The organism is Sphingorhabdus pulchriflava (assembly GCF_003367235.1).
GTDB lineage: Bacteria > Pseudomonadota > Alphaproteobacteria > Sphingomonadales > Sphingomonadaceae > Sphingorhabdus_B > Sphingorhabdus_B pulchriflava.
In genome coordinates this window covers 806448-820566 of sequence record NZ_QRGP01000001.1, presented here as the reverse complement: position 1 = coordinate 820566, position 14119 = coordinate 806448, and the positions used below count along the sequence as shown (strand labels likewise).

The following is a 14119-nucleotide window of genomic DNA, read 5'->3' as shown; positions in this document are numbered from 1 at the left end:
AATGACGCAAGTAATGAAAGGCATCCGCATGCTCGAGGTGGCGCAGTTTACCTTCGTCCCGGCAGCAGGTGCCGTGCTGACCGACTGGGGTGCGGACGTGATCAAGATCGAGCATCCTATACGCGGCGATGCACAGCGAGGAATCAAAGAATTGCAGCGTTTCGCGGTCGATCAACGGCGTAACGCCCTGATGCAGCACCCCAATCGGGGAAAGCGCTCGGTCGGCATCGATGTATCAACGCCTGAAGGGCAGGAGTTAATCTACGAGATCGCAAAAACGTGCGACATCTTCCTCACCAACTACCTTCCGGCGCAGCGTCAGAAGCTCAAAATCGACATTGAGCATATCCGGGCAGCGAACCCGAACATCATCTATGTACGCGGCAGCGCTTATGGTGACAAAGGTCCCGAGCGTGAGAAGGGTGGGTTCGATTCAACTGCTTATTGGGCACGCGGCGGCTCTTCGATCCTTGTGACACCGAAGGAACTCGATGGCCCGCTGCTTCAGCCGGGCCCTGCCTATGGCGATACGATAGGAGGGATGAACATTGCAGGCGGAATTGCGGCGGCGCTCTTCCATCGCGAAAGGACCGGCGAAGCCACTGAAGTCGATGTATCGCTGCTTTCATCAGGCGTATGGGCAACTGCATGCAGCGTCGATGTCTGCATGGAAATGGGCACAAATCCTTTCCAGAACGCCTTACCCGGCACGACCGCTGTCGGTACGAACCCGTTTATGGGGGTGTTCAAGACGAGCGATGGCGGGTTTATCAATCTGACCGTCCTGTCTCCCGGACCAGTGCTGGAAGATACATTCACCCATCTTGGGCTGGCCAATCTGATGGAGGACGAACGTTTCAATACAGTTGAAAAGGTAATGGAAAATGCCGCGGCCGCACACAGCCTGGTGGTCGAAGCCATCGCAGCAAAACCCTTTGGATATTGGGTACAACATTTGAAAACGATGCGTGGCCAATGGGCAATGTATCAGTCCCCCGCGGACGTCGGCACGGACGAGCAGGTTCTTGCAAATGATCTGATATTTGAGGTCGAGTCCGCCGATGGCGGTGCTCCAATCAAACTGGTCGCCAGCCCGGTTCAGTTCAATCGGGAACCGATCACCAACACACGCGCACCCGAAGCGAGTGAACACACCGAGCTATTCTTGATGGAACTCGGCGTCGAGTGGGACCGAATTGAAGAATTGAAAACCAAAGGAGCAATCGCATGAACAGCATGGACGAAATGGTGATCATTAGCGTTGACGATCACGCAGTCGAACCCCCGGAAGCATTTATCCGCCATTATCCTGAAGGCAAAAAAGACCGGGCTCCGCGCATTGTCGAAGAAGACGGCAAAGACATCTGGCTATGGAACGGAAAGCGCTATCCGACAATCGGATTGAATGCTGTCGTCGGACGCCCGCGCTCGGAATATGGCATGGAACCGAGCCAGTTCAGCCAGTTGCGCGAAGGCACCTATGATCCCAAGGCGCGCGTGGATGACATGAACGCCAACGGCGTCTTGGCCTCGCTGAATTTCCCGACCATGCCATCCTTTGCGGGAGGTGTTTTCGTAGCGGCGGCAACAAGTGCCCCCGATGAAGCCTTGCTTGCTGTACAGGCATGGAATGACTGGCACGTTCAGGAATGGTGCGCATCCGCCCCGGGGCGCTTCATACCTATGTGTCTTGTGCCGATGTGGGATATGGATGCAACACTTGCAGAAATGAAGCGTATGAGCGCGCTCGGTGTTCACGCCGTATCCTTTTCCGATAACCCGGCAAATATCGGCCTACCCAGCATTCATAACGCCTATTGGGAGCCCTTCTGGAAGGCGTGTGTTGACTATAAAATGGTCATCAACTGTCATATCGGCACCGGTGCCCGCGCCATGCATCCGTCGCCCGAAAGCCCGATTGATGCGTGGATTACTGCTATGCCAATCTCCATCGCAAACTCAGCCGCCGACTGGACCTTTGCCAGTTTCTGGAAACGCTACCCCGAATTGCGCATGGCATTGTCCGAAGGAGGTATCGGCTGGATCCCCTATTTTCTGGAGCGTGCCGATTTCACACATGAGCATCATCACGAATGGACGTTCAGTGATTTTGGCGGAGAGCGTCCTTCCGATATCTTCAAGCGCCATATTATCTGCTGTTTCATTGACGACCAATTCGGCGTGAAAAATCTGGAATATATGAATGTCGACATGGTGGCCTATGAATGCGATTATCCGCATTCAGATACGGTTTGGCCGAATGTTCCGGAATATCTGTGGGCTTCAGTCAACGGGTTAGACAAGAGCGTGATCGACAAGATCACCCATTTGAACGTGATGCGCGAATACAGCTTTGATGCATTCTCGCTCAACGGTGGCCGTGAAAAATGCACCGTCGGACATCTTCGCGAACTGGGTAAGCACGTCGACGTGTCGCCCCGGCACAATCTCGGTGGGCTTAAAACCGATAGCATGGATGCGATCGGCAAGGCGCGCAGACCAGTCACTTCAGGCGATATCGAACGCATGTTTGCCGCAGCCTGAGCGTCAAAGAGGATATGCCATGAACTTTGTAAGAATATTGCTGGTCGTTGGCTGGGCATTTGTCCTGTGGGCGACGTTGCGAGCTGCCAATATGGGGCTCGATCTTGCCGGAGATTTTTTCTTCGGCGACATGAGCCATCCTTGGCGCGGACAGTTCAATATCGACTTCATAGCGCATCTTCTGCTCGCGGCGCTTTGGTTGTGGTGGACAGAGAAAAATCGTCTTGCTGCTCCCTTTGTCGGGTTGTTCACGATTTTAGGGGGGGGCTTGTTCAGTTTCGCTTATCTGCTGGTTCGCAGCTTCAAAAGTGATGGCAGCGTTGGGCATCTCCTGCTGGGGCGCCATTATCGTTCGGGAGATGCTGCATGACAGACTGCCCCGTTCCACTCGCCCCCACTGGCGCGCCGCCTGTACCAGACCACGTACCAGCCGAGTTGGTTCTCGATACGCGCTTCGCAAATGGTCAAGCAGCCAATGATCTGCCTGACCCTTATACGCCAACCGATATCCTTCGTGATCCAGCCTTTCCGCGCATACATTACTACCCTTGGCCGGCAAGCGGAAACCAGCATGGTGCGTGGGTGGTCACGCGCTACGAAGATATCCAGAGAGTTTATGAAGATAATGACCTTTTTTCCACTGAAGGCGTTGCGCAGTTCCAGCGGCTTGCCGGGGAAACATGGCCATCCATTCCGCTCGGTATCGATCCGCCCGATCACAGCAAATATCGCAAATTCCTGAACCCGTGGTTCACGCCCGTCGCCATGAAAAAAATGGAACCGCGGATCCGGGCAATCCTGGCCGAAATGATCGGTCAGTTTGCGGACCGGGGCGAAGTTGACATTGCTTATGATTTCGGGCGCGTTTTCCCCGTCCGTGTCTTCTTGGATCTGATGGGCTTTCCCTTTTCCATGTTCGATCAGTTTCTTGCCTGGGAATGGGACATTCTTCACGAACCTGCGATCGAGACCAAGGCGGCGGCGGTGCAGGGAATCCTCGCCTATCTGCGTGGCTTCATAGCAGAAAAGCAGGCTACAGCAGATGAGTCTCTTGGCAGCTATATTGCCAACGGGTCTATCGATGGCAAATTGCTAACGCCGGAAGAAGTGCTTGGCATGACCTGGTTCCTGTGGCTTGGTGGCCTCGACACCGTGGCGTCGACGATCAGTCAAATGTACCGTCGGTTAGGAATGGACCCTGCGCTTCAGGCAAGCATCCGAAACAATCCCGAAATCATCCCGACTGCCGTAGAAGAATTTCTGCGCGTCCAACCGCTGGTCAACTCAGGACGGAAAGTGAAGCGGGACTTCATCTGGCACGGCGTTCAAATCAAAGCAGGTGATTGGGTGACCGTGTTCAACAGTTCGGGCAACTTTGATGAGGCGCAATTCACAGACCCACACAAATTTGATGCTGAACGAAAAGCCAATCGACACTTTACCCTGGCAGGCGGCATACACCTGTGCCTCGGCGCCCATCTTGCGCGACGCGAATTGCGTTGCTTGCTAGACGAATGGTTCAGACGCATTCCCGAATTCCGCATCAAGCCAGACACGGACACAACCGTGACCCCCGGGTTGCTCTCAATCCGCAACTTGCCTTTGGAGTGGCAGGTAGATAACTAAGTAAGATATGAATTTGCCTGCAGAACTTAACACTCTCCTTCCCGACGGCCTTTTCGATGCAGTCCAGTCTGCATCAGGGGCGGCAATCGAGCAGGTTCGCCCGCGGGGCGGCGGCGGCGCGTCGCGTGAGGGTGCAGAACTTGATTTGCGATGGCCCGACGGCCGCATGCAAACCGCTTATATGAACTATGACGTGCATCGGGCAGGTGCAGGCGATGATGATGCTTTTCTGCGTGAAGCCGCGATCATCAAATCCCTATCAGGGCAGCACAAAGCAGCTGGTGTCAAAGTAGCGCCATTTATCGCAGCAATCCCCGAAAAACGTGCGCTGCTCGGCGGGTTTGTAGACGGAGAAGCCAATTTCAACAAGCTTGTAACGCCAGAAGACCGCATGGCGGTCGCAGTAGACTTTATGGACCAACTCGCAAAACTCCATAAAATTGACGTATCCGCTAGTCCTGTGGAAGGCATGGGGCCAGTATCTCCCATCTCCACCCTCATTGATCAGCGCATTGATTTGCTGCGACGCCGAAACAAGGGGAAGGATTGGGATCCGCTGATCCAACTCAGCATTGACTGGCTGGCAGACAATGTTCCCTCCGATTTGCCTGCGCCCGTAATTGTCCATGGCGATGCAGGGCCTGCAAATTTCCTATACTCCAATGGCAAGGTAACCATATTGCTCGATTGGGAACTGGTGCATTATGGGGACCCGATGGCGGATCTCGCCATGCTGTGCTTGCGTATGTTGTTCCAGCCTTTCGTCCCCCTTCCCTCGGCCTTCGCAGCTTATGAGGCAGCGGGCGGGTATCCCGTAGACCTGGACCGGGTGCGTTACTGGCGACTGCTGTTCCAGACCGGCTTTGCCCGCGCGAGCCGTTTTAACGATCCGGACGCCCCGCCTCCACCCAATCTAGGGATGAACATGGTCTATTCGACCATCCACCGCCGGGTGCTCTCCGAAGCACTGGCAGAGGCGGCAGGTATGGATTTGGAGCCGGTTGCCCTGCCTGACTCACCGCTAGGTGCGCATCACCGTAGCTTCGATATTGCTCTAGACGACATCCGTGACATCGTCGTGCCTCGCCTCGCTGACCAGCAAGCAGCGGCAAAAGCTAAAGGACTCGCGCGGCTGGTCAAATGGTGGCGTGATATCGAGCGCTTTGAACCGGGCTTCCATGAGGCCGAACGGGTAGAGATTGGCGCGGCGCTCGGGCGGGAGTTTACGAGTCATGCAGAGGCATGGACTGCCTATTGTGCGGCGGTAAAAGCTGGCACCCTGAACCGCAAAACCGCTATCCAAATAGCCAACGCCCACGCTACTCGCGACGCCGCGCTGATGGCTGATGCAATGGGTGCGCTGGCGAAGACGCGGTTTACACCGCTCTCCTAGTTACCCAATAATCTTCGCCTCCCGGAATGCGGCTATCTCAGTATCCGTATAACCCATTTCGCGCATGATCTCGTCGCTGTGCTGGCCGATGGCAGGGGCGGCGTGGACTATATTCATGGAAAGGTCGCCGAAGTCCCAGAATTCGCCAGGCTGTTCAATTTCGCCATAAATGGGTTGGGACGTAACAGAGACCAGCCCAAGCTCGCGGTTGAGCGGGTCATCGAAGAAGCGGTTCATCGCGTCTTCAAACAACACCGCTTCACACGGCACACCCAAAGCTTCTAGTTCGGCGAGCAGTTCGATAGAGGTCTGGACCTTGGCGGCATCTACGAAGTCAGTCTCGTTCGCACCCAGCACCGATCGCACACCCTCGCGCACACCTTCAGTATGCGCTGCAATCGCGATCCATTGGCCGTCGGCGCATTCGTAAATGCGGTGATAAGGGCTGTATCCGGTCTGGTCGCTATTCAGATGCCAAGTCTCGGTCAGGCTGCCGTCGGCCAGCAGCAATCGCTCACCTTGTGAGAAAGCCGAGACGCCGAGCAGCGAGCTGTGGAGGCTATAGCCCTTCCCATGCGCCCGTTTTGCGTAGAGCAAGGCCATGGTGCCGACGAAGCAACTTTGCGCAGACAGCACGTCCATTGTGCCAGGGCGATTAAAGACTGGAGGGTTGCCTTCTCCCGCATTTTCAAATTCCCAGCCGGCGATCGCGTTGAAGATAGAGTCATAACCCGGCCAGTCCCCACGACTACCGCGCTGGCCATAAGCGCTGACATAGGAAAATCCGATGTTTGGATTATGTTTGCGGATTGCTTCTTCAGACAGGCCAAGCTTGTTGGCACCTTTGAAGCGCATATTGTGGTGAAGAACTTCCGCCCATTTGATCAGGCGTTCCAAAATAGGCTGCGCCTCTGGCTTGGTGAGGTCGAGCGCGAGCGATCGTTTGGAACGCGCTGCCGCCTGATAATAGCGATGCATGAACCGAAGGCGGTCACCCGTCAGCGCCTCGACCTTGATCACATTCGCGCCCATATCGCCCATCAGCGACGGCGCCATAGGGCCAGCGAGGAACATCCCAAGATCGAGCACGCGGGTTCCCGCCAGGGGGTGCGGTGCCTGACCGTTAGAGCCCGTAGGTGCGGGATTACCCTGCCAGTCCGCGTCCCCACGTTCGCTTAGTCTGGGCGCGGGTTGACCGGTCTTAAGCGGTGCATCTGTGTGAAACGGCACATTAGGTTGAGTGGTCTTGCCCAGCTCCGGATCGTCCACTTCGATGACATAGCCATTGGCACGAACGTCGTCATGCTTGAGCACTTCACCCATCGGGAAGGCAGGTTCGACAGCAATGTCCATGGCACGAAGATCGGCAAGCCAATCTGCAAGAGGACGCTGCCGGAACGCAGCTTTAGTTCCCTCTTCAGTCGAAAGATCAGCCCCTTCCGCGAGGACATCCCACATCGTCGGCAGAGTGGCGTAATCGAGCTGACGCGTGGGATCCATGATCTGGAGCCAGTCACCATCCTTGCACTGGAACAGCTGCATAGACATCGCCCTCGGACCGGGCGGATATGTCGGCGGATTTGGCATTGGCCCCTTGCTGTTACGCGCCCAGACCAAGGGAATCTGCGACAGCATCCCTTGCGCAAGCGATGTATGTGCCACGCCGCCACGTCCCGATTGCAAACGCTCGACCAGCCTAGCGAGAATTCCACCTGCCGCCAGATGCGCCGCGCCCCAGCTTCCAGTCTGATAGCGCCAGACGATCGGCCCAGCGCGATAGCCGTCATTTTCATAAAGGAAACCCCAGCGCGCGGCGACGAGAAGTTCATCGTCAGACCGCTCGACATCTGGATGATTGTGGGGTGATCCGGTAATACCGCAGACAACGAGGCGCGGGAAAGCGTTGGCGAGGCTTGCATCGTCCAGTCCGCGAGCCTGAGCTTGGGCAGGACTGAACTGGTGGAGCAAAACGTCTGCGCCCGCCAGCTTTTCCCTTAAGACAGAGAGACCCTGATCACTGTCCAGATCAAGTTCCAAACTGCGCTTGCCCCGATTCCAGTTGGCAAAAGGCGCAGTGCCGCGTGTAGGATCGCCGCCGGGTCGCTCAACCTTCAGCACATCAGCCCCCAGTTCGCTCAGCATCAGCCCCGCGACTTGAACCGCCATCCCTTCACCGATTTCAACGATGCGCAGATCACTCAGCATGGCTGATTAGGCCTTTTTGAAATTGGGTAAAACCCAACCATCCTGAATAGGTGTCCAGTCTACTACGACCTTCATACCGATGTACACATCGTCGGCATCACAACCCGAGACGTTGGCGTTCAGCCGGGCACCTGGGGCACCATCCAGATCAACGACGACAGGCACGTAAACATAATCCTCGCCATTTTTCGGGTTCTTATTGCATACCACATAGCTGAACACGGTCGCCGTGCCCGGCAATGTGGGCCAGTTTTTTTCGCGGCTGCCGCATTCAGGGCAAACCGGGGTTGGTGGCATGCGGAATTTACCACAAGCTCCGCACTGGCAAGCCGTCAGTTTATGTTCTTTGGCCGCTTCCCAAAAGGGTTCGGTATCGGGGTTGGTAGTAATCTTGATCTGGTCGCCGGGTAGCGCACGAGCGGGTCCATAGGTCATGTCAGGCACTCCGGAGAATGAGGCTGGAAACAGGAAGCGACGCGGGCCCGCCAGAAACGAGCGCAAATTCTGCATCTTTTACCTGATTGATCGCGGTGCCGCGCACCTGCTCGACACCCTCAACAATGTGGGTCATGCCGATGATGTAGGCTTCGTTGAGATTGCCGCCGTGCGTATTGACGGGCACTCCGCCATTCACGCCACCTTGCGTAGCGGCATCATAGCGGATTTTCCCTGATAGGACATAATCACTGCCCTCCCCCTTCTCGCAAAAGCCGTAATCCTCCAGTTGCATAAGCACCATAGGAGAGAAATGATCGTAAATAAGCGCAACATCCACATCCTTGGCTGTGAGGCCCGATTGTGCCCAGATCCGATCAGCGGTAAATTTGTGGCCAGACGACGCGAAGTGCGGATCGGGCATGCCCATCCAGGCAAAGGCCCTGCCCCATTCACGCTGCCCGCCATGGGCACATGCATGCACAACAGCGGGTTTGTGGCGACAATCCTTGGCGCGATCCATCGTTGTCGTAATGACTGCCACGGCACCATCGGTTTCCAGACAGAAGTCCAAACGCCTTAATGGATCCGCCAACATCGGCGAGCCCCAATATTCCTCGTCCGATAGCGGATTGCGGCGCACGGCCTTGGGGCGGTTATGTGTGTTGGCTCGCGTCGCCTGAACGATTTCTTTGAAAGCCTCTGGTTGGGTACCATAAAGGTGCATGTGACGCCGCGTCAGCATCGACATTAGATGTCCGGGGCCGACCAGTCCGGACGGTTGCAGGAAACTATTCTCGGGGCTCGGCGCGGAGGCGCCGAAAACGACACCCAGCCGATGCTGCGGCAATTGTTGCAATGCCATTAGCGTCACCGTGTAGGTGCAATCCTCGTTCATCAGGCCCGCTGTCGCCAGTCCAATGGCACCTGGGCAGCCACCGCCACCGGAGGTCAAGGTTGCCGAATAGCTGATATGCGGCATGCCCAGCGTTTCCATCAGGCTGGCGGTATCGAACTTGTCGAGATAGCCCGCTCCTGCAGTCGAATAATAGGCGAAACCATCTATCTGCTTGTGGCTGATACCCGCATCCGCGCAGGCATTCATGATCGCTTCGGCGGCCATGTCGTTGATTGTGCGCGGCCAGCTCTTGCCACGAACATAATAGTCCGTCGCGCCGATACCGACGATAGCGGTTTTGTCTTGATTGGCCCAAGCCACAGCTTTTCCTCTCCGAATCCCAACTTATATAACTAAGTGCATTATGATTAAGCTGTAGCGCTTGTCCAGTCCCGATACAAATCAGGCAAAATGCAGGCGGCGATATTTACCACGGAAGTAGAGCAAAGGATCGCGGCGAGGCTCAAACATCGCCTTTAAGACCCTTCCCACCAGGATGAAATGGTCTCCGCCATCATGCACCGCATCGCGAGCGCATTCAAAACTGCTGAGCGAGCCCGTAAGCACCGGTGTGCCGAACTCACCCATCTCCCAAGGCGTGGCGGCAAAGCGATCCTCGCCCTTTCCGGCGAAACGATTCGATGTAGGCTGTTGGCCGATCTGCAGCACATTCACCGCAAAACGCTCCGCTTCACGCAGAACGGGTCCACTGCCTGCGTTGTTGGCGATGCAAACGAGCAGCAAGGGTGGATCAAGTGAAACGCTGGTGAAACTGTTTGCAGTCAGGCCGATTGGTGAACCGTCGGGTGCCATCGCAGTGATGATTGTCACACCCGTTGCAAAGCAGCCAAGCGCATCGCGAAAGGTCCTAGCATCCGATCCTTCCCGGAATTCCGACACAAAGCGAGGGTGCTTTCGCTCCAGAAAGTCAATCAGCAACGCATTAAAGTTCTCGGTGCGTTCGGCCGTGACCAACAGACCGCTGTCCTCCACCTCAATAGCCTCTACATCTGGCAATTGGTTGACAAATGATGCGGCTTGAGCACCACCCGTAAGGTTGCTGCGGGCGCCACACACGAACAACACCGGGATATTTATCTGCGACGCGGCAGAATTGATCCTGTCGATCACGCCGCTCATATCAAATCGGTCGAAAAACCGAACGTCGTAATCCGGCTTGCCCACCCGCGTTGTTGCTAGATTGCGCAACTTTTCCGCCATTGTTCGCGTAACATCTGGATCGTTTGTCATCGGCAAGTCTACCAGAACAAGTCCTGCAGCAAGGGTAGCAGCCTCTTCCGCAAGCGCGATAGTCGCAATCCAGCCTCCCAAAGTTGCCGCGACTACGACAGGCCGTGTCCGCATCTGCGCCAGCACAGCGCGCAAGTCTTCCACATACGCATCAAAATCATAACGACCATCTTCAGGCCATTCGCTGCCGCCATGTCCGCGCAAATCAATGTTGATTACATGCCGACCAGCCTGCTGCAAAGCGACAGCCACATCTTCCCAAACCTGTCGCGTCTGTCCTGCGCCGTGAAGGAGGATGATCGACGGATCGTCCGCTGACCCGATATCATCCGCCTCCAGCCGAATACCGGCAAAGCCTTTGAACTCGCGGACATAGGTCATTGTGTCGCCTCCACCTCGCGCTTGATCCACTCTTCGATCATTGCCGACCGACGTCGCATCATCAGTCTGGCAATTTCAGCGTCACCCGCCAGAATCGCATCGCAAAGTGTAATTTGGAGCAACCGCGTTCGTTCGCGGTCTACCTCACTGGCATAAAATCGCATCCCCTGTTCTTCCATGCCAAAAGTGTAGCCGATCTCCATGACGATCTGCATTGCCGGATTACCGCTCATGTCAGCAATCAGCCGCGCCAGCGCGCCTTCGGCCCGTATCAGCGAGCCCGGCGTGATATTCCGTTCGATCGAATCCCTAAACCTTGTGAGTTGCGCGCGATGATCTGGATCGCGACTCGATGCGGCCAAGGCTCCTGCCTGTTCCGCGACCAACTTAGTCACGGCAAAAACATCGGCGATTGTCGCGCCATTCAACCGTAAATAGCGGGCAAGTGCTTTGATCGCATCTGCTGCATTGGGGCGAGTCGCATAGAAACCGCCTTTGATACCGCGCCTGACGCTGATCAGCCGATCACTTTCGACTATTTTTGCCGCTTGCCGCAATGTGGGACGACTGACTGACAGCTTTGCCAGCAGTTCATCCTCTGCCCCCAGATAATCTCCGGGAGCATGCTCCATGCTCAAATTGGACAAAGCCTGAGCGGTACGTGTGACCAGTGAACCTTCACCATTGAGCGCAAGCAAGCAGGCCTCCTATTGAAATGTATAGAGTTATCTAAATAGAGGATTAAAACGGATCTGTCCAGTTATCGCTTGCGCTAACCTGTATAACTAGGTATCTATTAATGCGACTCGATGGAAAACGAGCGTTAGAGGAGTTTAGTAATGAAGCCTTTTGTTTTCAGCGCCGACAGCCACATCATGGAACCCGCAGGAATTTTCCTCGACGGACTTCCGGCGTCGCTCAAGAAACACGCAATCCACTCGCGTAAAGAAGGCGAATTTCTGATAACCGGCACCGAAGAAAAGATCATCTACCGGCTGCGCGTTGGCCAGCATCGCGAAAAGGCGTTGGGCGATAACGAACGCAAGGGCATCCGGGAAATTCCGGGCCGTCTGGAAGATATGGAACTGGAAGGCATCGATGCCGAAATTTGCTTCCCATCGCTCGGCCTGTGGCTCTATGCGCTCGACAGCGCGGAAGCCGAAGCAGCTTCGGCCCGTCTGTATAATGACTGGAACAATGATTTCTTGGGAAGCCACCCCAACCGCTTTGTTCGTTGCGGAATGTTGCCCGTTCTCGATTTTTCGAATACCGTCGCCGAACTCGAATATCTAGCAAGCAAGGGCTTCACGGCAGCAATGCTGCCGGCTGTATCCCCGCCGAACCTGCCCAAATACAATGACGAAAAATGGAACGTCGTGTTTGCCAAAGGTGCAGAGTTGGGTATCGTTTTTGTGATGCATACTGGTACCGGTCTTGAATCAGTAGTCATTGAACGCGGCCAAGGTGCTGGCATTATCAACTATTCGAACCAGATGATGGATGCCTGCACCAGCGCCATGTATCTGGTGTCCGGCGGCGTGCTCGATCGTAATCCCAAGGCGCGCGTCGCGTTCATCGAAAGTGGCGCAAGCTGGCTAGTCGCACTTGCCGAGCGAATGGATGAAGTCTGCGAAGCACATGCCAATTTCGTTTTCCCGAAATTGTCGCGCAAGCCGAGCCAGATCATCGACGATCAGGTGTGGGCCAGCTTCCAGCATGACCGCGCCTGCATTACCGCCGCAGCAGCGGGACTCCCTGGAGCGCGCAACATCATGTGGGGATCCGATTATCCGCATGCAGAAGGTACTTTCCCGATAAGTCGCAAACTCACTGAGGAGCTGTTCGCAGGTCTTAACGTCAGTGATTCGGTGCGCGCTGACATTCTGGGACTGAACGGAGCTCGGCTGTTTGGAATTGAGCCGGTGGTGTCGACTAGCCCTGTTTTATTGGCAGCATAAATACCAGTTTCTGACAAAATTGAGCCGCGGCTACATCTTGTAGTCGCGGCTTTTAAGTATCTTTAAAAGTCTTAATTTGCCTAATTTTGCGCATATTTTGACCTATATCAATTTTATTAGATACCTATTTAGGCATTCTCGAACTGCAAGGCCGAAGCGAACGATTCGTCGCTGTTACGCAGGAGAAATGCCATGTCTGATACCGCTGCCCGCCCCTTTGTTTTCAGTTGCGACGCCCATGTCGCCGAACCGCCGGATCTTTTTGTGAAGGCAATGCCCGAACATCTGCAGCAATTTGCCATCCGCAGCGAGTCCGATGGCGATTTGCGGATCACAAAGATCGGTGAGCAGGTCATCCTGAAAATCCAGACCAATTTTCACCAGCATAAAACCGGCGAAGGCGATGCCGCCTTCAACGCCCAAACCGGCACCAACGCCGATCGCAGTTGCACCGATGCCAAGGAAAATTTTGTCAGCGATTGTGCCGTCGACACCAAAAGACGCGGCGCACGCGATCTGGACCTGCGTCTGGCCGACATGGATCGTGACGGCGTCGACGCCGAACTCGTCTTCCCGTCGCTGGGCCTGATGCTGCCGCGCATCAGTGACCGCGAAGGCCAACGCACCGCATGCCAGATCTATAACGACTGGGCTTGGGAATATACCGCCCCCGTCCGCGACCGGTTGATTCCCGCCGCGATGATCCCCTGCTTCGACTTTGACGATGCATTGGCAGAATGCAAGCGAACCGCCGAATTGGGCTATGCCGCTTTCTGTCTGTGGGAGGGCCTCAACAATTACAATGATCCACGCTGGGATCCGATTTTTGCCTTTGCAGGCGAGAAAGGCATTCCCCTGGTCTTCCATACCGGTGTTGGCGACATCAACATCCGTGCGCTTCGCGGACCCGGCGGCGCGCTGTACAACTACACCCGGCAGATGAATGACGCGGTCGAAATCATCACCCAGTTGGTCGCTGGTGGTGTGCTGGATCGCAATCCGAAAGCCCATATCCTGTTTGCCGAGCATAGCGCAGGCTGGCTTTGGGGCCTCGCCGAGCGCATGGACGAGGTCTATAACGGGCACGCCCCGTCAATCTCCCCAAAATTGTCACGACTGCCCAGTCAGATCGTACGCGATCAGGTGCATTGCGCCTTGCAGAACGACACCGGATCGATCGCCACACGGCGCGGCGTGGGTATCGAGGCTCTGCTTTTCGCCAGCGACTATCCGCATTCTGAAGGCACATTTCCCTTCACCCGCAACGTTGTCGACAAGATGATGGCCGAGCACCCGGATGCTAGCATCGACGATTTCGTCGCCGTCCTGGGGGGTAATGCAGCCAAGCTCTTCAGCCGCGCCAATCTGCAATCGCAGGTGGATGCAAGGCGTCAGGAACTGGCGATTGCCGCCTGACAGGGTTTAACC

General features: G+C 55.7%; 12 protein-coding genes. 7 read left to right on the top strand and 5 right to left on the bottom strand.

The annotated features are described in order from the left end of the window. The first annotated feature begins 1 nt into the window (after window position 1). The 5 genes from DXH95_RS04155 to DXH95_RS04135 are packed head-to-tail and all read left to right on the top strand — an operon-like array spanning window position 2 to window position 5563. Window positions 2–1231, top strand: a complete 1230-nt coding sequence (locus DXH95_RS04155) for a CaiB/BaiF CoA transferase family protein (protein ID WP_115548169.1) — start codon at window positions 2–4, stop codon at window positions 1229–1231. Further along, window positions 1228–2544 (top strand): amidohydrolase family protein, encoded by a 1317-nt coding sequence (locus DXH95_RS04150; protein ID WP_239016533.1) that lies wholly within the window; start codon window positions 1228–1230, stop codon window positions 2542–2544. The genes DXH95_RS04155 and DXH95_RS04150 overlap by 4 nt, the downstream gene beginning before the upstream one ends. 19 nt (window positions 2545–2563) lie before the next feature. Continuing rightward, window positions 2564–2914: a hypothetical protein gene (locus DXH95_RS04145; protein WP_115548168.1), complete on the top strand. Its 351-nt coding sequence runs from the start codon at window positions 2564–2566 to the stop codon at window positions 2912–2914. Further along, entirely contained in the window at window positions 2911–4170 is a 1260-nt protein-coding gene (locus tag DXH95_RS04140; RefSeq protein WP_115548167.1) for a cytochrome P450, read from the top strand. Before DXH95_RS04145 ends, DXH95_RS04140 begins: the two co-directional genes overlap by 4 nt. Before the next feature lie 7 nt (window positions 4171–4177). After that, complete coding sequence (locus DXH95_RS04135; RefSeq protein ID WP_115548166.1) at window positions 4178–5563, top strand: phosphotransferase family protein; 1386 nt, start codon at window positions 4178–4180, stop codon at window positions 5561–5563. Here DXH95_RS04135 and DXH95_RS04130 read toward each other — a convergent pair whose 3' ends face one another. The 5 genes from DXH95_RS04130 to DXH95_RS04110 all read right to left on the bottom strand — a co-directional run bounded on the left by DXH95_RS04130 (window position 5564) and on the right by DXH95_RS04110 (window position 11431). Continuing rightward, window positions 5564–7768 carry a CoA transferase gene (locus DXH95_RS04130; RefSeq protein WP_115548165.1) on the bottom strand — a complete coding sequence of 735 codons (2205 nt, stop codon included), beginning with the start codon at window positions 7766–7768 and terminating at the stop codon, window positions 5564–5566. It lies immediately after the preceding gene. Between the two features lie 6 nt (window positions 7769–7774). After that, window positions 7775–8203: a Zn-ribbon domain-containing OB-fold protein gene (locus DXH95_RS04125; RefSeq protein WP_115548164.1), complete on the bottom strand. Its 429-nt coding sequence runs from the start codon at window positions 8201–8203 to the stop codon at window positions 7775–7777. A gap of 1 nt (window position 8204) precedes the next feature. After that, on the bottom strand, window positions 8205–9422 hold the full coding sequence (locus DXH95_RS04120; RefSeq protein ID WP_115548163.1) for a thiolase C-terminal domain-containing protein: 1218 nt from the start codon (window positions 9420–9422) through the stop codon (window positions 8205–8207). A gap of 81 nt (window positions 9423–9503) precedes the next feature. Next, window positions 9504–10733 (bottom strand): alpha/beta fold hydrolase, encoded by a 1230-nt coding sequence (locus tag DXH95_RS04115; RefSeq protein ID WP_115548162.1) that lies wholly within the window; start codon window positions 10731–10733, stop codon window positions 9504–9506. After that, entirely contained in the window at window positions 10730–11431 is a 702-nt protein-coding gene (locus tag DXH95_RS04110; protein WP_115548161.1) for a FadR/GntR family transcriptional regulator, read from the bottom strand. Before DXH95_RS04110 ends, DXH95_RS04115 begins: the two co-directional genes overlap by 4 nt. A gap of 141 nt (window positions 11432–11572) precedes the next feature. Between DXH95_RS04110 and DXH95_RS04105 the strand changes: the two genes are divergently transcribed. Continuing rightward, complete coding sequence (locus DXH95_RS04105; protein ID WP_115548160.1) at window positions 11573–12691, top strand: amidohydrolase family protein; 1119 nt, start codon at window positions 11573–11575, stop codon at window positions 12689–12691. Between the two features lie 192 nt (window positions 12692–12883). After that, window positions 12884–14107, top strand: a complete 1224-nt coding sequence (locus DXH95_RS04100; protein WP_115548159.1) for an amidohydrolase family protein — start codon at window positions 12884–12886, stop codon at window positions 14105–14107. Window positions 14108–14119: the final 12 nt, after the last annotated feature.